We start from the raw sequence: 20,381 nt of genomic DNA, 5'->3' as shown, positions 1-20,381 counted from the left end.
AGAGTCTATTAAAAATGGAAGCCAGTTTTTGACTTGGCTTCCTCTCATTATGCGATTTGTATAGATTTCACCAGAATTCTTAGCTGTTGCTATTCCCCCATTGCTTCCAGTATCCTGTTCAAATCTTCTGTAGAATAAAATTCGATTTCTATTTTTCCTTTTCTTTTACCACGTTGAATGGAAACAGCTGTGCCAAATTTATCACGCAACACGGTTTCTTGTTCTTGCAGAAATACATCTTTTTTTGGCTTTTGTTTCTGTACAGGCTTTTTCTCATTCATCTGCATGATTAATTTCTCTACCTGTCTGACATTCAAATGCTCTTTACGTATTTTATTGACAAGTGGTATCATGTTCTGTTTATTTTTTAAGCCAAGTAAAGCTCGTCCATGTCCCATGGAGAGCTCACCGTTATTGATGCATGCAACCACTTGTTCCGGCAGCAAAAGCAATCGCATCAGATTCGCGATATGCGAGCGGCTTTTTCCAATTCGGTTAGACAAGACATCTTGAGTGATTTTCAGTTCTTCAATCAATTTGGAGTAAGCTTGTGCTTCTTCAATCGGTGTCAAATCTTCTCTTTGCAAATTTTCCAGCAAAGCAAGCTCCATCATTCTTTCATCTGTCAGTTCTTTGATGATGGCAGGAATCGTTTCTAAGCCAGCTTCTTTCGCAGCACGAAAACGCCTTTCTCCCACCACAATTTCATAGCCTTTGATACTTTTACGTACGATCAATGGCTGAATGATGCCATATTCAAGAATAGATTCTTTTAATTCCTCAATGGCATCAGCATGGAATGTTTTCCTTGGCTGGTACGGATTGACCCGGCATTCTTTCACTGGGATTTCTTTCAAGACATCATTTTCACTGATCTCCATATCAGGAAAAAATGCTTCGAGACCTTTACCTAACCTTCGTGTCATTTTCCATCACTTCCTTCGCCAGTTCAAGATAAACTTCTGCTCCGCGCGACTTTGGATCGTAGGTGATGATTGGCTGGCCATGGCTTGGCGCTTCTCCCAACCGTACATTTCTCGGAATGACGGAACGGTACACTTTATCTTGAAAGTATTTTTTTACCTCTTCAATGACTTGAATACCAAGGTTTGTCCTCGCATCCAACATCGTCAGCAGGACACCTTCAATCATCAGCTGCTTATTTAAGTGCTTCTGCACGAGGCGGATCGTGTTGAGTAGCTGGCTGAGACCTTCCAGCGCATAGTATTCACACTGCACTGGAATGATAACTGTATCTGAAGCTGTCAACGCATTGATTGTAAGTAATCCGAGCGACGGCGGACAGTCAATGATAATATAATCGTATACATCCTTTACTTCATCTAATGCTTTTTTCAGACGAATTTCTCTGGAAATCGTCGGTACCAATTCAATTTCTGCTCCGGCAAGCTGGATTGTTGCCGGTATGATGTCAAGATTATGTGTATTTGTAGTGACAAGCGCATCGGCGGCAGTCGCATCTTCAACAAGAATATTGTAGATACACTGGTTGACATCACCTTTATTGATGCCAAGGCCGCTGGTCGCATTTCCCTGCGGGTCCGTATCAACCAACAATACCTTTTTTCCCGAATGGGCAAGACTTGCGCTTAAATTAACGGATGACGTTGTTTTACCTACGCCGCCCTTTTGATTTGCAATGGAAATGATCTTTCCCATGGTTACACCTGCCTGTTAAATATCTGCGAAGATTTATTAGATTGATTGAAACCAATCTGTATATCTATTATCATATCATTTTTTTTAGCCCAAAACCGAATAATATTCTTATTGAAAAAAATAATTCTGGTTATGAGAGCGTAAATCAATTTATATATTGCCATAAAACAAGCCCCGTCCTCGATCAGACAGGGCATTAGGCAATAATATAAATTAGATTATTTCTTTTTTGGTATTTTTATTGTGAATTGATAGTAGTCGTCCATATCCTGTTCATCTGCTTCCACTTCAATTCCAGTATCGGAAACCATATTTAATGATTGTCGAATGGTGTTCATTGCAATTCTGATATCTTTATTAACACCTTTCAACCGCGGTTTCTTCTTTATCTTTTTCTCTTTCGGCTCATTGAGCTGGGTGATTTTTTCTTCTGTCTGTTTAACATTCAAATCATTTTCCAAAATCATTTCCAGCAGCTTCACTTGCTTTTCAACGTCCTTGAGCTTGATCAACGCTCTTGCGTGACGTTCTGTAATCTGTTTTTGAAGCAATGCTTCCTGAACAGGCTCCGGCAGTTTCAATAACCGGAGTTTGTTTGCAATCGTGGATTGGTTTTTGCCCAGACGCTGAGCAAGTGCTTCTTGTGTCAATTGATGCAGCTCCAGCAATTTGGCATATGCTGTCGCCTCTTCAATCACAGTCAGCTCTTCACGCTGCAAGTTTTCTATTAGTGCAACCGACGCCGTTTGTGTGTCAGACATTTCTCTGATGATTGCGGGGATTTCTTTCCACTCCAGCAATTGAACGGCACGCCAGCGACGCTCTCCAGCAATCAATTCATAGCCATGCTCCTGGTCTTCCATTCTTCTGACCACAATCGGTTGGATGATACCATGCGTATTGATTGTCTGCGCAAGTTCGGCAATTTTTTCTTCATTAAAAAGCGCCCTTGGCTGATATTGGTTGGGTTGGATTTCTTCGACCGGCAATTGAACAACTTCATCAGGACGATAGTCCTCTTCCATTTTTTCCGGCTCTCCTTTATCCCCTAATCCAAAAATACGATTAAAAGGTTGCAACACACTTGACACCACCTTTTTAAAAACAATGTGCATGCTGTATATGTAAAGACTATTCGAGAAATAGTACGTAAAAAAATCACAATGTTCCACGTGGAACAATTTGTAACTTGTAAGCATCGTCACAAGTATACTTATTCTACCATTTACACAACGCCGATACTAGTCAGCTAACTTCATTTTATCATATTTAAATAGATAAAGATATGTTATTCCTGTGGCAGCATGCCAACTTGATACGGTTTACACAATCGGATCTTTATTTGGTGTGCCGGCTTTCCGGGGATATTTTTTGGGCGTCTTTCGTTTTTTTTCAATCAGCATGATGCTGCGCTCGCTATTTTCATTTGGCAAATGAAAATGATGCACATCCTGTATTTCTCCGCCGCATACCTCGATTGCAGTTTTCCCTTCCTGCAATTCTTCGTTGGCCTGAGCACCCTTCATCGCAATGAATATACCGCCTTTTTTACATAAAGGGAGGCATAGTTCGCTCAACACAGACATTCTTGCAACTGCCCTCGCTGTAACAATATCAAATTTCTCTCTGAAATCCGCTTTTTTCCCAAAGTTTTCAGCGCGGTCATGATAAAATGCTACTCCGCTCAAACCTAATTCCATTGATAAATGATTCAAGAACCCTATTCTTTTTTTTAATGAATCCACAATGGTGACTTGAAGCTCCGGAAAACAAATTTTTAAAGGAATACTTGGAAAACCAGCGCCAGCTCCAACATCACAAATACGTGCTGGACGACTGAAGTCCGCATAAAGAGCTGCTGTGATCGAATCATAAAAATGTTTTAAATAGACCTCTTCAACAGCAGTGATCGCTGTTAAATTCATTTTTTCGTTCCACTCGACTAAGATTCGATAGTACGCGGCAAATTGTTCAAGCTGCTCCTTATTCAATGTAATGCCTTTTTCATATAGCTGGTCAGCAAATTGTATGGGGGTCATAGCTTTTCTCCTCATCCAAGATAATAATTGATTCGCAAGTTTCTGATTAAACTTTTAAAGACATATTTAAAAAGGACGGGCTGTGTACTGCAAAATGCACACAGCCCGTAAAAACCTTCTGCAATCATATAATTTAAAAGCCTATACCATCCTCTCACTAACAGATATGGAACCTGCGAGTGCAAGGAAATCCTACAAGCTTAAGCAAATAAACGAAGCTTAGTTCAGCGCACTTGTGCTTTCCTTGTCAATTGGCGACTTTTGCAATCTTACCATGCTCGATGTAAACAAGCAAGATGGATATATCGGAAGGATTTACACCGGAAATACGGGAAGCCTGGCCGACAGATAACGGACGTACTTTCTTCAGTTTTTCTTTAGCTTCTGTTGCAATACCGCTAATATCATCATAATCGATATTCTCAGGGATTTTTTTGTCTTCCATTTTCAGCATACGTTCGACTTGATCACTTGCCTTCTTAATATAACCTTCATATTTGATATGAATTTCAACCTGTTCTTTCACATCATCAGACAATACTTCCGATAGCGGGACAATCCGGCTGAGCTGTCCAATATGCACTTCTGGCCTTTTCAGCAAGTCGGCTGCTTTTACAGCCTCTTTTAATGGAGAGCCATGTACTTCTTTCAACATATTTTGCACTTCTTCTGTCGGTTTAACCGTTATTTTGCGCAAATGTTTAATTTCAGCCTCCACCTGTTCTTTTTTCTGCAAGAACTTATTGTAACGTTCGTCAGAAATCAAACCTAATTCATGTCCCAGCTCGCTTAAACGCCAATCGGCGTTATCGTGACGCAAAAGCAGACGATATTCTGCGCGTGATGTCAATAAACGATATGGTTCCTGCGTACCTTTTGTGACTAAATCATCAATCAGCACACCGATATAAGCCTGAGAGCGGTCAAGGATGACTGGTTCTTTGCCAAGCACCTTGCATGCTGCGTTGATTCCCGCCATAATTCCTTGAGCTGCCGCTTCTTCATAGCCGGATGTACCATTAATCTGACCTGCGGTATACAAACCAGAAACCGTTTTTGTTTCCAGTGTCGGCCATAATTGAGTCGGTACGATGGCGTCATATTCAATGGCATAACCCGGGCGCATGATTTCTGCATGTTCCAATCCAGCGACAGATTTCACCATTTTATGCTGTACAGATTCAGGCATGGACGTTGACAATCCCTGCACATAAACTTCCTCCGTATCCCGGCCCTCTGGTTCCAGAAAAATCTGGTGACGCGGTTTGTCATGGAAACGGACAACTTTATCTTCAATAGATGGACAATATCGTGGTCCCGTGCCCCTTTTGGCACCCGAGTACATGGAAGATAGCGTCAAGTTTTCATTTATGATACCGTGGGTTCCCTCGTTAGTATACGTAAGCCAGCACGGAATTTGATCTGTGATGAAATCGACTGTTTCATAAGAGAACGCACGCGGATTGTCATCCCCAGGCTGGATTTCCGTTTTGGAATAGTCGATAGTGTGGCCATTGACCCGCGGCGGTGTACCCGTTTTGAAACGTGTCAATTCAAATCCAAGTTTCTCCAGGTTTTCTGATAATTTAATGGAAGCACGCTGGTTATTCGGTCCGCTCTCATATTCCAAATCGCCCATCAGCACTTTTCCACGCATGAATGTGCCTGTTGTGATGATGACCGTTTTTGCATGGTAAGCAGCATTCGTTTCCGTAACGACTCCTTTACAAATACCATCTTCTACAATCAATTCATTCACCATGCCCTGTCTGAGCGTGATGTTCTTTTCATTTTCCAGAATTTGCTTCATTTCTTTAATATACATCGGTTTATCAGCCTGTGCCCTCAACGCCTGGACAGCAGGACCTTTTCCAGTGTTAAGCATACGCATTTGTATATAAGTCTTATCTATTACCTTTGCCATCACCCCGCCAAGCGCATCTACTTCACGGACGACGATCCCTTTCGCAGGACCACCGATCGACGGATTGCACGGCATGAATGCGACCATATCCAAATTCAATGACAACATTAAGGTTTTCGCGCCCATACCCGCTGAAGCAAGCGCTGCCTCACAACCGGCATGACCGGCTCCGATTACAATGACATCATAATGACCTGCATCATACACCATTGTTTATCATCCTTTCTATTTAAAAGCTTATTATTTTCCTAGGCAGAATTGGGAAAATAATTGATCGATCAAGCTGTCACTCGCTGTATCTCCGATTATTTCGCCTAAAAACTCCCAAGTTCGTGTTACATCTATTTGTACCAGATCCAAAGGCATATTCATTTCTAAAGCTGCCATGGCGTCCTCTAATGACTGCTTCGCCTTTTTTAATAATTGAATATGGCGGATATTGGAAACGTATGTCAGATCTCCTTGGTCTAAATCACCGGAAAAGAAAGTTTCTGCAATTGCATTTTCAAGTTCGTCAACACCTTTTTCTGCAACGAGAGAAGTAGTGATAACCGGCTTTCCTTCTGCCAATTGTGTTACTTTTTGCAAATCCAGCTTTCTATCCAAATCCGTTTTATTGACAATAATGATGAATTCCAGACCTGCAATTGCTTCAAAGAGCTGGATATCTTCTGCAGTCAATTCCTCATTGTAATTCAGAACGAATAATATCAAATCAGCTTCTTTTAGTACCTGACGAGAGCGTTCGACACCAATTTTTTCGACAATATCCTCTGTGTCGCGAATACCCGCCGTATCGACAAGTCTCAGCGGCACACCGCGGACATTGACGTATTCTTCGATAATATCACGAGTCGTACCTGGAATTTCCGTCACAATCGCTTTGTTTTCTTGGACCAATGTGTTCATAAGGGAGGATTTTCCCACATTTGGTCGACCTATGATGGCTGTAGACAGGCCTTCACGCAAGATTTTCCCCTGTTTTGCAACCTGTAATAATTCCTCTAATTCTGTATGCACCTGCTTTGTTTTTTCTCGCATCATATCATGAGACATTTCTTCCACATCATCATATTCAGGGTAATCAATATTCACCTCGACATGTGCAATGGTTTCCAACAAGCTTTGACGGTACTTTTCAATCATACGCGACAAACGTCCATCCATTTGTTTTAAAGCGACATTCATCGCCTTGTCCGTTTTTGCCCGGATTAAATCCATGACTGCCTCTGCCTGGGATAAATCAATTCGTCCATTTAAAAATGCACGTTTTGTGAATTCACCTGGTTCTGCAATCCGGGCACCCATTGCCAAGACAATTTCCAACACGCGATTGACAGAAACTAATCCGCCATGACAATTGATTTCGACAATATCTTCTCTGGTGAATGTTTTGGGTGCTTTCATCACAGAAACCATCACTTCTTCCGCAATTTCTTCTGTTTGCGGATCCAAAATTTTCCCGTAATGAATGGTATGAGACGAAACAGAAGATAAATCTCTCCCCTCAAAAATACCCGCAGCTATATGGATAGCATCCTTACCACTCAAACGCACAATTGAAATAGCACCTTCGCCAACTGGAGTAGATATCGCTGCAATCGTGTCCATCTCCATCGCCATACTGGCACCTCCTATCCTGCTCATTTCTCTTTCATCTATATCAAGTTTAGTCTTGTTTTTCATTGGAACCTTGGCATATGCTCATTCCTATCCGTATATGCCATAGCTGTGTTTTTGCAGCAAAAAAAAGATCATGATACTTCTCCATCCGCTAAAAACATCACTAACATAATAGAATACCATAAATCATTATAAAAATAAACTTGTCCACAATAAAATCCTTAAGATGTACCGCTCGCTATATTATCAAGTTATGCACATGTGGACAAGTCGGCAGACACTTCATCTTCCATTTATTCCAGCAAGTAAATGCATTCATTAAAGCAAGCTGCCACTTTCTTTTGCAAACATCCATGATGAGAGACACCAGTTTGGATGCATGCCCGCACAAAAAAAGCCCTGGAAAATCCAGGACTTAGCATTTCTTTTCATTTATCCTTTAGCCACAATGACAATATGGCGATGCGGATCTACGCTGTCAGAGTATGTGGAAACGCGATCATCACGCTGTAAAGCAGTATGAATGATCTTGCGCTCAAAAGCCGGCATTGGCTCCAACGCCACTTTTGTTTTGTTGCGCACAGATTTTTCAGCCATGCGTGCTGCAAGTATTTCTAACGTTTCTTGCCTGCGCTGCCTATAGCCTTGGGCATCGAGCATCACAGAATAATACTTTTTCTTTTCCTTGTTTACATATAACTGAACCAAATATTGCAAGGCGTTCAATGTTTGTCCGCGTTTTCCTATCAGCAAGGCGATTTTTTCTCCCTGCAGATCAAAAGTGACCTGGTTTTCATTGACATCAGTTGCAATTTCTACATCAATTCCCATCTTATCGGCAATATCCTTGATGAAACGTTCTGCTTCCTGAATGACATTCTTGGCAACCGTCACTTTAACAACAGCTGGTTTGGTGCCAAATACACCCAAAAGTCCTTTCCTGCCTTCATCAATAATTTCAATTTCGACTTGGTCCTTTGATGTGTTCAACTGCGCTAACGCTGATAGGACCGCTTCTTCGACTGATTGTCCGCTGGCAGTTATTTGCCTCACTTTTTGCTACCTCCCGGATTCGCATTTTCTGTGATCTTTGGCTTACGGATGAGTAAAGCTTGTGCAATCATGAAAACGTTACCTACAATCCAGTATAGCGGAAGTGCGGATGGAAAGAAAAGAGCAAACACACCGATCATGATCGGCATCATATACATCATGACCGCCATCTGCGGGTTTTGTCCCGCTGCACTTCCTGCCATCATTAATTTCTGCTGCAGGAAGGTTGCAGCAGCCGCAATGATTGGCAAGATGAAATAAGGATCCGGCTGTCCAAGCTGAAACCATAAAAAGCTCTGTTCTTTGATAGCCGTTGTACGCATGATAGCGTGATAAATAGCAATCAAAAATGGCATCTGAACTAGTACTGGAAGACAACCAGACAGCGGGTTGACACCATGTTTTTGGAATAAGGCCATCGTTTCTTCCTGCAATTTACGTTGTGTATTGGCATCCTTGGAACTATATTTTTGCTGCAATTTCTTCAGTTCAGGCTGAACTTCCTGCATAGCCTGTGAGCTTTTTAATTGCTTGATATTAAGCGGCAATAAAATTAAACGGATAATAAAAGTGACGATTATAATTCCTAATCCATAGCTGTTTCCAAGCACTTTCGCGAAATATGTGATCGTCAGCGATAATGGATAAACAAAATATTTACTCCATATCCCTGTGCTTTCAGCATTGATCGGCTCATTGTACGACGTACATCCGCTTAAGAAAAAAATCAAACCAATCAATCCCAAACTCAATAACATTTTTTTACGCAAGTCGCTTTTCCCCCATTCTCATGAAGCAGTGATTTGGTATATGCGAAATCAAAGGCACCTTCATCTTTTCAGCAATTGCTGTTTTTTCAATAAATGCACCAGACTCTTTTTCATTTCTTGCAATCCCATATCTTTCGTTGGCTGACGCGCAATGATAATCATGTCGATTTCAGGTCTGATTTGCTCTTCCAACTCCAGAAACGCCTGCCGTAAATATCTTTTGATGCGATTGCGGGTAACGGCATTGCCGATTTTTTTTCCAACAGACAAACCTACACGAAAGTGCTTCTGCTCCGGTTTTTCTACATGGTAAATGACCAACTGTCTGTTGGCGAACGAATTCCTCTTTTTGAATATCTTTTGAAAATCCCGATTATCTTTTACTCGATATGCTTTCTTCAATGCCATCACCTTACATCTGCCTGTCCAATTCTCATGCTGCTGATGCTGCATCCACGCTTCAGCTTATGTATACCCATGGAAGACACTTTCAAAGGAGACTTGTACCCCTTAGCAGTTTTTCTTCCATAGAAAAAAAACCACTGACAAATATGCAGTGGTCTATGCTGATAATACTTTTCTTCCTTTTTGACGTCGGCGAGCCAACACTTTACGACCATTCTTAGTGCTCATACGTGCACGAAAACCATGAACCTTTTTTCTTTTGCGGTTGTTTGGCTGAAATGTTCTTTTCATTCTATTTTTGCACCTCCCTGAGGGATCTGAATCGATTCCAGATTAAAAATCTCTAGACAGTCTTTGTAATTATACTCAACATACCTGCAATCTGTCAATAACAACTAGAAAAGCATTTTTATTCTATAACCATATTCAAACCTTTGTTTCTCCGTATCATTTTCCATTGCATCTTGTTACTAACTTATCACCACATGCTTATGGCAAACTGATGTATAACAGTTCAGTCTCTCCCTAATAATACTACCAAAAATCTATTACTAGAAAGGATATTTTTTATCCACACCACTATGTGAAACAATTGAATGGCCCATTTTATACTCTGCAACAATTATCGACAAGATAACCACAATATACACGCTTGTGGACTGATTTTGTCTACAGTTGTCGGAACATGTGGATAAGTGTCTAAAAGCCATTGCACTATCTATTTTTTTTTGGTATGATTATTGTGTTTTAACTTGTGAATAAAAATAATTGCTTATGAACTTATGCACAATCTGTGGATAATCTGTGGACATTTGTTCACAGTATTGTTAGCCGAGTTATCAACAAGCGTGTGTACAATGCTTATAACCGGTACGATCTTTGTTGCAATCGTTATTTCCATCCACAAGTCCTTAAATAAATATTCGATGGACTGGCAAATCGATAATTGCTATCGTTTTATGCAAGATCCACTTATTTAACACTCGCATAATCCCTGCATATAAACCGAAAAATGCATCACTCGCATCTTTTTTATTCATATGCTATTTTCTTCGGATGATGCGATATTTTTGTCATTTCATCCAAGAAAATACAGCATTTCCCAATTATATGATCGCGGGGAATGCCTCAGTTTGGCTTGTACAAATCGCGGATGATGTTCTGCCGCTCTATGCTGGAAAACCTATCATTCAGCAAGCCTGCAGTGAAATCCATAGTTGCAATGTTCCTACTGCCAAGCAGTTGATAATGGGTGAATTCTGCCAAAAAAAATACGCTTCATGCAGTCATTTAAAATTAGTAGAAAGGAGTGGACTCCCCTTTGGAAAATATTGATGAGCTTTGGGCAATCGCTCTAGAAAAGATACAGGAAAAAGTCAGCAAACCAAGTTTTGATACCTGGCTGAAGAATACCCAGGCCGCCACACTTGAAGGAAAAACATTGGTCATATCCGCCCCGAATGAGTTTGCCAGGGATTGGCTGGAAGAACAGTACACGCAATTAATCGCGGATATTGTGGAAGAAATAACCGGGTCCAAGCTGACAATCAAGTTCATCATTCCTGATTCCCAGGCCGAAAGCGAACATATCAAACCTGTCGAAAAAAAGGAAAAGCCGGCTGAAGATATTCAAGAGCTGCAAAAAACCATGCTGAATCCAAAATATGTATTTGATTCCTTTGTCATCGGATCCGGCAATCGCTTTGCCCATGCAGCATCCTTAGCTGTCGCTGAAGCACCAGCCAAGGCCTATAACCCGTTATTCATTTATGGCGGAGTTGGATTGGGAAAAACTCATTTGATGCATGCTATCGGCCATTATGTCCGAGATCATAATCCCAATGCCAAGGTAGTCTACCTGACATCAGAGAAATTCACCAATGAATTTATCAATGCCATCATGGAAAATAAAACGACAAACTTTCGCAATAAATACCGCAGCGTCGATATTTTGCTGATTGATGATATTCAGTTCATTGCCGGAAAGGAATCGACACAAGAGGAATTTTTTCACACATTTAATGCACTGCATGAAGAAAATAAACAGATTATCATTTCAAGTGACCGGCCGCCTAAGGAAATACCAACTTTGGAGGATCGGCTGCGTTCCCGATTTGAGTGGGGGTTAATCACGGACATCACCCCGCCTGATTTGGAGACAAGAATTGCTATATTAAATAAAAAAGCGAAATCTGAAGGACTTGACATCCCGAATGAGGTCATGCTTTATATTGCAAACCAAATCGACACAAACATACGTGAACTCGAAGGCGCACTGATTCGTGTGGTCGCATATTCATCACTTGTCAATCAGGACATTGATGCAGCCTTGGCAGCGGACGCATTAAAAGACATCATTCCAAGCAATCGGCCGAATGTCATCACCATCAAAAAAATCATGGAAGTTGTCGGACAGAACTATCAAATCCGGATGGATGACTTCATTGCCAAAAAACGGACGAAATCCATTGCATTTCCACGTCAGATCGCAATGTATCTTTCCAGAGAAATGACGGATAATTCCCTGCCGAAAATAGGTGAAGAATTTGGCGGACGTGATCATACGACAGTCATTCACGCACATGAAAAAATAGCTAAAATGATAGACGCTGACACTTTATTTCAAAAAGAAATTGATGATTTAAGAGAACAAATAAAATCTCTTTAAGTTCAACCCTTGTGAATAGGCTGGATAACAATTCCAACTTATAAACAGTTTATCAACATGGGGATAACTGTGTCAGCAAAGGTTATTGTCATATATCCACAAATCAACAGCCCTTATTACTTGTATTACTATATTTTTATAAAAATAATAAATATATATGTATGATCAGCGTCTGAACTTTTCAGCCAATAGGAGGAACCAAAAATGAAATTCACGATTGAACAATCCTTACTTATTTCAAGCGTGCAGGATGTAATGAAAGCAATCTCTTCCCGTACAGCTATACCGATCCTTACTGGTATGAAAATTGAAGCCAGGGAACACGGCATCCTGCTGACAGGTAGTGATTCTGATATATCGATAGAATCCTATATACCAGCGGAATCGGATGGAAATGTTTATGTAGAAGACATAGAACCTGGTTCCATCGTACTTCATGCACGCTATTTTCCGGACATCGTCCGAAAACTTCCGGAAAACAAAGTTGCATTTGAAGCGGATGACAATATGAAAGTTACCATCCGTTCTGGTAGAGCAGAGTTCAATCTAAATGGCCAAGATGCAGAAGAATATCCACAACTGCCTATTGTACAAACAGATCAAAGTTTTGATATGCCTATTGCACTTTTAAAAACGATGATCAAGCAAACCAGTTTCGCAGTTTCCACAATGGAAACCCGCCCGATTTTGACTGGTGTGAATGTCACGTTAGAAAATAATAATTTAAATTTCACAGCAACAGACAGTCATCGTCTCGCTTCTAAGGACCTTCCTGTCGAAGCAACTGGCATGCAGTTTTCGAATATCGTCATACCAGGCAAAAGCATTAATGAATTATACAAAATTCTTGACGACAGCGAAGAAAATGTGGAAATTAGTGTGACGAATAATCAAATCTTGTTTAAGACAAAGCATTTGAACTTTTTATCCAGATTACTGGATGGCAATTATCCGCAAACTTCACGCCTGATTCCAGACCAGGTCAAAACTGTCATTCACGCAAAAACGAAAGATTTGATTCATACGATTGACAGGGCATCCTTGTTGGCAAAAGAGGAGCGGAATAATGTTGTCAAATTATCCACATGTGGACAAGATTCTTTGGAAATCTCCAGTAATTCTCCGGAAATCGGGAATGTGACAGAAGAAGTTTCGGTGACAGCTATTGAAGGAGAAGAATTGAAAATATCCTTTAGCTCCAAATATATGCTGGACGCATTAAAAGCTATTGAAGTGGAAGATATCAAAATCGATTTTACAGGGGCGATGCGTCCATTTATTATTCGTCCGACCAATGAAGAAAAAATCCTTCAGCTCATTTTGCCAGTCCGCACATATTAAAATACGAAAATGCGGCTGCCGGCCTTTGCGCCGGTTTTTTTGTTTCATTTTGCAACAATCCGTTCTGGATGCACAGGAGAGTAGAGGTTGTGGAAAAGAAAATATTTCCAGTCCCTAAATGAAAATATTAATTTTAAGCGTATTTAGAGCCGTTTTTGATAAAAAAAGGGTCAATCCTTTCCTAAACCTCAAAACTTTAGTAAAATAGATATATAAGATGATTTAAATAATGAATGGAAAATTTGGTGAGTGAATTGGAAGAAAAACTGGAAATTAAAACGGACTTTATTCCGCTTGGCCAATTTTTGAAATTGGCTAATGTCCTCGAATCAGGCGGAATGGTCAAGTCATTCTTGCAGGAACAAGGTGTGTTCGTCAACGGAGAGCTCGAGCATCGGCGCGGCAGGAAACTCTATCCTGGCGACATCGTAAAGGCTGAAGGGATCGGCACTTATATTGTTGCAAAAAAAAGCTGATGTATGATACGTTATTTCCCCTTTTGGTTTGAAAATAAACGCAACATATATGGCATTCGATACATTTTGCCTGAATGATTTCTTTCACTAATGCACGGGGAAGTATGCCGTTATTTCCCTTTTGCCAATCTCCTTTTGATTCGCTTAAAAATATAACAAGATTGTGCGGATGTTTTGCTACTCGCGTGTTGTCTGATGTACGACGAAAGAGGAATTTGCATGCATATTGAACAGCTACAATTGAAAAATTATCGCAATTACTCCGGTTTGGACATCAGTTTCCATAATAAAATTAATGTAATTATCGGGGAAAACGCGCAAGGCAAAACAAACCTGATGGAAGCGATCTACTTACTTGCCTTTACTAAATCCCATCGTACTGCCCATGAAAAAGAACTGATTCAGTGGGATCAGGAATTTGCCAAAGTGTCAGGCCGTATCCATAAACGGGGCCGATCGTTCCCTATGGAAATCATTGTTTCTTCCAAAGGGAAAAAGGCCAAGCTCAACCGGATTGAACAAAAGCGTCTCAGTGATTATATCGGTATGCTCAATGTCGTCATGTTCGCACCGGAAGATCTTGCTCTTGTCAAAGGTGCTCCGCAATTGCGCAGACGTTTTATCGATATGGAGCTCGGCCAGATTCAGCCGAAGTATATTCATCATCTTGGACAGTACCAAAAAATCCTCAAGCAACGCAATCATCTGCTCAAGCAGATGCAACGCAGGCAAATAGATGACAAAGTCATGCTGCAAGTACTGACAGAACAGCTTGTATCACATGCAGCAGAGATTTTGGAGCGCCGGTATCAATTCCTTCACATGCTTAAAAACTTGGCTCAGCCGATTCATTCTGGAATAAGCCGGGGCATAGAAACACTGGATATGAAGTATCAGCCCTCTATTGAAGTATTAGATGAGCCTGAGAAGGAGAAAATGGAAGTAGCATACCTGGATAAGTTCCGCCAACTTGAGGCTAAAGAGATTGAAAGAGGCACAACGCTGCTCGGTCCGCACCGTGATGATCTCAGCTTCGAAGTCAATGGCCGGGACGTACAGGTTTACGGATCACAGGGACAGCAGCGAACCACCGCATTATCAGTTAAACTGGCAGAACTGGAACTCATTTCCAATGAAGTTGGTGAATATCCAATTTTGCTGTTGGATGATGTGTTAAGCGAGCTTGATGATTATCGGCAGTCCCATTTATTGAATACCATCCAAGGAAAAGTGCAAACTTTTGTCTCCACAACAAGCGTTGATGGCATTCATCATGAAACACTCGACCAGGCGGAAATCTTTCGCGTCACAAACGGAAAAGTCGAATCATGAAGGGAGACGAAGGATGTTTATTCATATCGGAAATGGAAACGTGATACGTGCAAATCAGATTGTCACCATCATCGATGCAAGTATCATTTCATCTTCTCGGATTACGGAAGAGATGATGGCTGGCAATTCGGACAAGGTTGTTGGCAATAAGGAACAAAGTAAATCAGCTGTCATCACGGATGAAAAAATTTATTATAGCACGCTTTCTGTATCAACCCTGAAAAAGCGGGCAAGCATTACCTCAACAATCAGTAATGTGGAAGATTATTCCGATGACCTGGAGCTTGAATGATCATATAAGTGTGTGTGCAAGAAGGAGCGAAAAGGAACATGGTATAAAGGTTTTTATCAAATCCTTGTGTGCAGTTTATTTTCCCCTTTTTGGGCAACCTCTATTAGAAATGTAGGTGTAAAACATGGAAGAAAAATTAAATCAAGAGACATATAACGCCGATCAAATACAAGTTTTGGAGGGTCTGGAAGCAGTCCGTAAAAGACCGGGAATGTATATTGGGTCGACCAGTGAACGTGGATTGCACCATTTAGTATGGGAAATTGTCGACAACAGTATTGACGAAGCGCTGGCTGGCTACTGTGATCATATAACAATCACAATTGAAGAAGACAATAGCGTCACTATTACAGATAATGGACGCGGGATTCCTGTTGATATCCAGAAAAAGACAGGTAAACCTGCTGTTGAAGTCATTATGACTGTGTTGCATGCGGGCGGAAAATTCGGCGGAGGCGGTTATAAGGTTTCCGGGGGCTTGCATGGTGTCGGTGCATCAGTCGTCAATGCACTTTCCAGCAATTTGGAAGTATATGTGCATAGAGACGGGAAAATTCATTTCTTAGGATTTGAGCGCGGTGTCCCACAAAACGAAATTAAAGTGATTGGCGAGACGGACATCACCGGAACAAAAACTCATTTCAAGCCTGATCCGGACATTTTCACAGAAACGACTGTCTTTGATGACGACACATTAAGTCAACGTATACGGGAGCTGGCATTCTTAAATAAAGGTATCCGTATAACCTTTGAAGACAAACGTTCTGGAAAAGAGCCGGAAGAATTTCATTATGAGGGCGGCATTAGCGAATATGTCGCATACATCAACCGGAATAAAGAAGTGTTGCATGAGCCGTTTTTTGCTGAAGGAAACGCTGAGGGCATCACTGTCGATGTCGCTGTCCAATACAATGATGGATTCACAAGCAACATTTACTCTTTCGCCAACAATATTCACACATATGAAGGCGGGACACATGAGTCCGGTTTTAAAACTGCACTGACTAGGGTCATCAACGATTATGCCCGCAAGAGCAATCTGCTAAAAGATAATGATACGAATCTGTCAGGTGATGATGTCCGGGAAGGGATCACAGCGATTGTATCCATCAAACATCCCGATCCACAGTTTGAGGGACAGACAAAAACAAAACTCGGAAACAGTGAAGTCCGGACTATCACAGACGCATTGTTTAGTGAAGCATTTTCCAAGTTTTTATTTGAAAATCCAACTGTTGGCAGAATCATTGTCGATAAAGGTCTAATGGCATCACGCGCAAGGGCTGCTGCCAAAAAAGCCCGTGATTTGACAAGAAGGAAAAGTGCTCTGGAAGTATCCAGTCTTCCAGGTAAATTGGCAGATTGCTCTTCACGCAATGCAGAAATCAGTGAATTATACATTGTTGAGGGTGATTCTGCAGGTGGATCTGCCAAGCAAGGCCGTGATAGACACTTCCAAGCAATTTTGCCGTTGCGCGGTAAAATTTTGAACGTTGAAAAGGCTCGTTTGGATAAGATCCTTTCCAACAACGAAATCCGTACCATCATTACAGCACTAGGCACAGGCATCGGCGAAGAATTTGATATTTCCAAAGCAAGATACCATAAAATTGTCATTATGACAGATGCTGATGTCGATGGTGCGCATATCCGGACATTATTATTGACATTTTTCTACCGCTATATGCGTCCGCTGATCGAATATGGCTATGTATATATTGCACAGCCGCCGCTTTATAAAGTTCAGCAGGGGAAAGTGGTTCATTATGCATACGACGACAAAGAACTAGATCGTATCCTGGCTGAGATTCCAAAAGCGCCAAAACCGGGTCTGCAGCGTTACAAGGGGCTTGGTGAAATGAATGCGGAACAGCTATGGGAAACGACAATGGCGCCTGACAGCAGAACACTGCTGCAAGTGGAACTGGTCGATGCAATCGACGCCGACCATGTATTCGATATTCTAATGGGCGATAAAGTGGAGCCGAGAAGGAATTTCATCCAGGAAAATGCCCAGTACGTTAAAAACCTGGATATTTAAACATTTGGTACGGCATGGTATCTAGGGTAAACGCAAATGATGCAGATTGTCTTTTTGAAAACCCGGCAATATTGAGCGCTGGGGTGAAAGGGCGATAGGTAATGGAGGTTTTGAATAATGGCGGATTTAGATCGTCCAAGTGTTCAGGAAATAAATATAAGCCAGGAAATACGAACGTCTTTTCTTGACTATGCAATGAGTGTTATCGTATCGAGGGCGCTGCCGGATGTACGCGACGGCATGAAACCAGTACACCGCAGGATTCTATATGCAATGAATGATTTAGGAATGCATTCTGATAAAGCATATAAGAAATCTGCGAGAATTGTCGGAGAAGTCATCGGTAAATACCATCCACATGGCGATTCAGCTGTATATGAGGCAATGGTTCGTATGGCCCAAAATTTCAGCTATCGCTATATGCTTGTGGACGGACACGGCAACTTCGGTTCAGTAGATGGCGACTCAGCAGCGGCAATGCGTTATACGGAAGCAAGAATGTCTAAGATTTCTATGGAATTGCTGCGAGATATTAATAAGGACACTATCGACTACCAAGATAACTACGATGGTTCAGAGCGTGAGCCTGCTGTGTTTCCGGCGCGGTTTCCAAACCTGCTGGTTAACGGAGCTTCAGGTATTGCTGTCGGTATGGCAACCAATATCCCTCCCCACAATCTGGGTGAGACAATTGATGCGGTTCTGGCCGTCAGTAAAGATCCGGAGATCACCATAGATGATATCATGGAAAATCATCTGCCAGGTCCTGACTTTCCAACGGCTGGACAAATCATGGGCAGAAGCGGTATACGCAAGGCCTATGAAACTGGCAAAGGGTCATTGACTATCCGCGCAAAAGTGGAAATTCAGGAACAGAATAACGGCAAGTCAAAAATTATCGTGACAGAATTGCCATACCAGGTTAACAAGGCAAAGCTGATTGAAAAGATCGCTGAACATGTACGTGAAAAACGAATTGAAGGTATTACTGACTTACGTGATGAATCAGACAGGAACGGCATGCGTGTCGTGATGGAACTTCGCCGCGATGCAAATGCCAATGTTGTCGTGAATAATTTATATAAATTTACAGCTTTGCAGACGACTTTCGGAGTCAATATGCTGGCCTTAGTAAACGGCAAGCCGAAGGTCCTGAATATCAAAGAGGCTTTGCAATATTATCTGGATCACCAGGTTATCATCATCAAGCGTCGTACAGCATTCGAACTGCGCAAAGCTGAGGCACGGGCCCATATTTTGGAAGGTTTGCGTATCGCCCTGGATCATTTGGATGAGGTCATTTCGTTGATTCGTAATTCTAAAACAGCCGATATTGCCAGAAATGGTTTAATGGAGCGCTTCAATTTGTCTGAAAAACAGGCACAGGCAATTCTTGACATGCGTCTGCAGCGCTTAACAGGTTTGGAACGCGAGAAAATCGAGAATGAATACAAGGAACTCCAGGCATTGATTGAAGAATTGAAAGCAATCTTGGCAGATGAAGAAAAAGTGCTTGAAATCATACGTGAGGAACTCACTGAAATCAAAGAAAAATATGGTGATGAACGCCGTACGGAAATCACCATTGGCGGCAGTGACTTTTTTGAAGACGAAGACTTGATACCGGAAGAAAATATCGTCGTCACTTTGACACACCAGGGATATATCAAGCGTCTGCCAGCCTCTACGTACCGTACACAGCGCAGAGGCGGCCGGGGAATACAAGGCATGGGCACAAACGAGGACGATTTTGTGGAACATCTGATATCAACCTCCACCCATGATACATTATTGTTCTTTACCAACAAGGGCAAAGTGTATAAGGTCAAAGGATATGAAATCCCTGAATTCAGCAGAACTGCGAAGGGACTTCCGATCATCAACGTATTGCAAATTGAGAGCGGTGAATGGATCAACGCAGTCATTTCCATTGATGAGTTTTCAAATGACTGGTATCTATGCTTCACTACTAGACACGGTGTTTCCAAGCGGACGACGCTTGCGCAATTTGCCAACATACGCAAAGGTGGACTAATTGCTGTCGGATTGCGCGATGAAGACGAATTGATATCTGTCAGATTAACAGACGGTAACAAAGATATTATGATCGCGACGAAACAAGGCTATTTAATCCGCTTTCCTGAAGTGGAACTGCGTTCGATGGGACGTACAGCTGCAGGTGTAAGAGGGATATCTCTTCGGGAAGACGATGAGGTTGTCTCTATGGAAATCCTTAAACCAGGACTGCAGATCCTGCATGTCACCAATAAAGGTGTCGGTAAGCGGACGCCGGAGGACCAATACCGGATTACAAAACGTGGAGGAAAAGGTATTTTTACTTGTAAATTGAGTGAGGATACTGGCCATGTTGTCGCAGTCAAGGCAGTTACTGGCGAAGAGGATATTATGTTGATCACCATTGCCGGTGTACTGATCCGGATTCCTGTCGAAGAAATTTCCCAGACTGGGAGGAATACACAAGGTGTGCGCCTTATCAGGCTTCAGGAAGAGGAAGAAGTGGCTACCGTAGCGAAAATAGAGAAAGAAGACGAAGAGGAAATAGAAGCAGTGGATGAAACTGCCAATCATTCCTCGGATAATGAACAAGAAGACTGATAAAAAAGCAGCGGAAATGGACCGCTGCTTTTTTCTTTCCCGATGAAGGATTTCCCCGGTTTTTTAACTGCTTATACGACACAAATAAGATTGGCTCCATATAGCACCATCCCAACTTGCG

Annotated in this window: 17 protein-coding genes; 7 read left to right on the top strand and 10 right to left on the bottom strand. The window is 41.7% G+C overall.

What is annotated here, in order from left to right; all coding sequences use genetic code 11:
- Positions 1 to 89: 89 nt before the first annotated feature.
- From ACFSMW_RS06965 to rpmH, 10 genes are all read right to left on the bottom strand, one after another.
- A complete protein-coding gene (locus ACFSMW_RS06965) occupies positions 90 to 926 on the bottom strand; it encodes a ParB/RepB/Spo0J family partition protein (protein WP_390354265.1) in 837 nt (278 codons plus the stop codon).
- The gene (locus ACFSMW_RS06960) at positions 907 to 1,680 is read right to left on the bottom strand and encodes a ParA family protein (protein WP_390354263.1); all 774 of its coding nucleotides are present in this window, start codon (positions 1,678 to 1,680) and stop codon (positions 907 to 909) included. Before ACFSMW_RS06960 ends, ACFSMW_RS06965 begins: the two co-directional genes overlap by 20 nt.
- Before the next feature lie 218 nt (positions 1,681 to 1,898).
- Positions 1,899 to 2,762 (bottom strand): nucleoid occlusion protein, encoded by an 864-nt coding sequence (noc, locus tag ACFSMW_RS06955; protein ID WP_390354262.1) that lies wholly within the window; start codon positions 2,760 to 2,762, stop codon positions 1,899 to 1,901.
- Positions 2,763 to 3,002: 240 nt separating this feature from the next.
- Entirely contained in the window at positions 3,003 to 3,719 is a 717-nt protein-coding gene (gene rsmG, locus ACFSMW_RS06950) for a 16S rRNA (guanine(527)-N(7))-methyltransferase RsmG (RefSeq protein WP_390354261.1), read from the bottom strand.
- A 247-nt stretch (positions 3,720 to 3,966) separates the two neighbouring features.
- The gene (gene mnmG, locus ACFSMW_RS06945) at positions 3,967 to 5,853 is read right to left on the bottom strand and encodes a tRNA uridine-5-carboxymethylaminomethyl(34) synthesis enzyme MnmG (protein ID WP_390354259.1); all 1,887 of its coding nucleotides are present in this window, start codon (positions 5,851 to 5,853) and stop codon (positions 3,967 to 3,969) included.
- 30 nt (positions 5,854 to 5,883) lie between these two features.
- Complete coding sequence (mnmE, locus tag ACFSMW_RS06940) at positions 5,884 to 7,260, bottom strand: tRNA uridine-5-carboxymethylaminomethyl(34) synthesis GTPase MnmE (protein WP_390354749.1); 1,377 nt, start codon at positions 7,258 to 7,260, stop codon at positions 5,884 to 5,886.
- A gap of 438 nt (positions 7,261 to 7,698) precedes the next feature.
- Positions 7,699 to 8,319, bottom strand: a complete 621-nt coding sequence (gene jag / locus ACFSMW_RS06935; RefSeq protein WP_390354257.1) for an RNA-binding cell elongation regulator Jag/EloR — start codon at positions 8,317 to 8,319, stop codon at positions 7,699 to 7,701.
- Complete coding sequence (gene spoIIIJ, locus ACFSMW_RS06930) at positions 8,316 to 9,077, bottom strand: YidC family membrane integrase SpoIIIJ (RefSeq protein ID WP_390354748.1); 762 nt, start codon at positions 9,075 to 9,077, stop codon at positions 8,316 to 8,318. The genes jag and spoIIIJ overlap by 4 nt, the downstream gene beginning before the upstream one ends.
- 72 nt (positions 9,078 to 9,149) lie before the next feature.
- On the bottom strand, positions 9,150 to 9,491 hold the full coding sequence (gene rnpA, locus ACFSMW_RS06925) for a ribonuclease P protein component (RefSeq protein ID WP_390354746.1): 342 nt from the start codon (positions 9,489 to 9,491) through the stop codon (positions 9,150 to 9,152).
- A 159-nt stretch (positions 9,492 to 9,650) separates the two neighbouring features.
- Entirely contained in the window at positions 9,651 to 9,785 is a 135-nt protein-coding gene (rpmH, locus tag ACFSMW_RS06920) for a 50S ribosomal protein L34 (protein ID WP_035724279.1), read from the bottom strand.
- 1,030 nt (positions 9,786 to 10,815) lie between these two features.
- Between rpmH and dnaA the strand changes: the two genes are divergently transcribed.
- The 7 genes from dnaA to gyrA all read left to right on the top strand — a co-directional run bounded on the left by dnaA (position 10,816) and on the right by gyrA (position 20,260).
- Complete coding sequence (gene dnaA / locus ACFSMW_RS06915) at positions 10,816 to 12,162, top strand: chromosomal replication initiator protein DnaA (protein ID WP_390354255.1); 1,347 nt, start codon at positions 10,816 to 10,818, stop codon at positions 12,160 to 12,162.
- Between the two features lie 204 nt (positions 12,163 to 12,366).
- The gene (gene dnaN / locus ACFSMW_RS06910; RefSeq protein WP_390354253.1) at positions 12,367 to 13,503 is read left to right on the top strand and encodes a DNA polymerase III subunit beta; all 1,137 of its coding nucleotides are present in this window, start codon (positions 12,367 to 12,369) and stop codon (positions 13,501 to 13,503) included.
- A gap of 233 nt (positions 13,504 to 13,736) precedes the next feature.
- Positions 13,737 to 13,979 carry a S4 domain-containing protein YaaA gene (yaaA, locus tag ACFSMW_RS06905; RefSeq protein WP_390354252.1) on the top strand — a complete coding sequence of 81 codons (243 nt, stop codon included), beginning with the start codon at positions 13,737 to 13,739 and terminating at the stop codon, positions 13,977 to 13,979.
- 219 nt (positions 13,980 to 14,198) lie between these two features.
- The gene (gene recF / locus ACFSMW_RS06900) at positions 14,199 to 15,311 is read left to right on the top strand and encodes a DNA replication/repair protein RecF (protein ID WP_390354250.1); all 1,113 of its coding nucleotides are present in this window, start codon (positions 14,199 to 14,201) and stop codon (positions 15,309 to 15,311) included.
- A gap of 13 nt (positions 15,312 to 15,324) precedes the next feature.
- Positions 15,325 to 15,603 (top strand): extracellular matrix regulator RemB, encoded by a 279-nt coding sequence (gene remB / locus ACFSMW_RS06895; protein WP_390354249.1) that lies wholly within the window; start codon positions 15,325 to 15,327, stop codon positions 15,601 to 15,603.
- Positions 15,604 to 15,727: 124 nt separating this feature from the next.
- Positions 15,728 to 17,644: a DNA topoisomerase (ATP-hydrolyzing) subunit B gene (gene gyrB, locus ACFSMW_RS06890; protein ID WP_390354247.1), complete on the top strand. Its 1,917-nt coding sequence runs from the start codon at positions 15,728 to 15,730 to the stop codon at positions 17,642 to 17,644.
- A gap of 117 nt (positions 17,645 to 17,761) precedes the next feature.
- Complete coding sequence (gyrA, locus tag ACFSMW_RS06885) at positions 17,762 to 20,260, top strand: DNA gyrase subunit A (RefSeq protein WP_390354246.1); 2,499 nt, start codon at positions 17,762 to 17,764, stop codon at positions 20,258 to 20,260.
- Positions 20,261 to 20,381: the final 121 nt, after the last annotated feature.

The sequence above is a fragment of the Tigheibacillus halophilus genome (assembly GCF_042683165.1).
GTDB classification, from domain to species: domain Bacteria; phylum Bacillota; class Bacilli; order Bacillales; family Amphibacillaceae; genus Tigheibacillus; species Tigheibacillus halophilus.
The sequence above is the reverse complement of the archived record's forward strand: the minus strand, read 5'-3'. Positions and strand labels throughout refer to the sequence as shown.

What these genes read in the sequence shown, in the direction of transcription:
- recF (WP_390354250.1), top strand. Translation starts at nt 14,199, where the DNA reads ATGCATATTGAACAGCTACAATTGAAAAATTATCGCAATTACTCCGGT.
- rsmG (WP_390354261.1), bottom strand. Translation starts at nt 3,719, where the DNA reads ATGACCCCCATACAATTTGCTGACCAGCTATATGAAAAAGGCATTACA.
- gyrB (WP_390354247.1), top strand. Translation starts at nt 15,728, where the DNA reads ATGGAAGAAAAATTAAATCAAGAGACATATAACGCCGATCAAATACAA.
- dnaN (WP_390354253.1), top strand. Translation starts at nt 12,367, where the DNA reads ATGAAATTCACGATTGAACAATCCTTACTTATTTCAAGCGTGCAGGAT.
- yaaA (WP_390354252.1), top strand. Translation starts at nt 13,737, where the DNA reads ATGGAAAATTTGGTGAGTGAATTGGAAGAAAAACTGGAAATTAAAACG.
- ACFSMW_RS06965 (WP_390354265.1), bottom strand. Translation starts at nt 926, where the DNA reads ATGACACGAAGGTTAGGTAAAGGTCTCGAAGCATTTTTTCCTGATATG.
- mnmE (WP_390354749.1), bottom strand. Translation starts at nt 7,260, where the DNA reads ATGGAGATGGACACGATTGCAGCGATATCTACTCCAGTTGGCGAAGGT.
- rpmH (WP_035724279.1), bottom strand. Translation starts at nt 9,785, where the DNA reads ATGAAAAGAACATTTCAGCCAAACAACCGCAAAAGAAAAAAGGTTCAT.
- spoIIIJ (WP_390354748.1), bottom strand. Translation starts at nt 9,077, where the DNA reads ATGTTATTGAGTTTGGGATTGATTGGTTTGATTTTTTTCTTAAGCGGA.
- ACFSMW_RS06960 (WP_390354263.1), bottom strand. Translation starts at nt 1,680, where the DNA reads ATGGGAAAGATCATTTCCATTGCAAATCAAAAGGGCGGCGTAGGTAAA.
- remB (WP_390354249.1), top strand. Translation starts at nt 15,325, where the DNA reads ATGTTTATTCATATCGGAAATGGAAACGTGATACGTGCAAATCAGATT.
- gyrA (WP_390354246.1), top strand. Translation starts at nt 17,762, where the DNA reads ATGGCGGATTTAGATCGTCCAAGTGTTCAGGAAATAAATATAAGCCAG.
- mnmG (WP_390354259.1), bottom strand. Translation starts at nt 5,853, where the DNA reads ATGGTGTATGATGCAGGTCATTATGATGTCATTGTAATCGGAGCCGGT.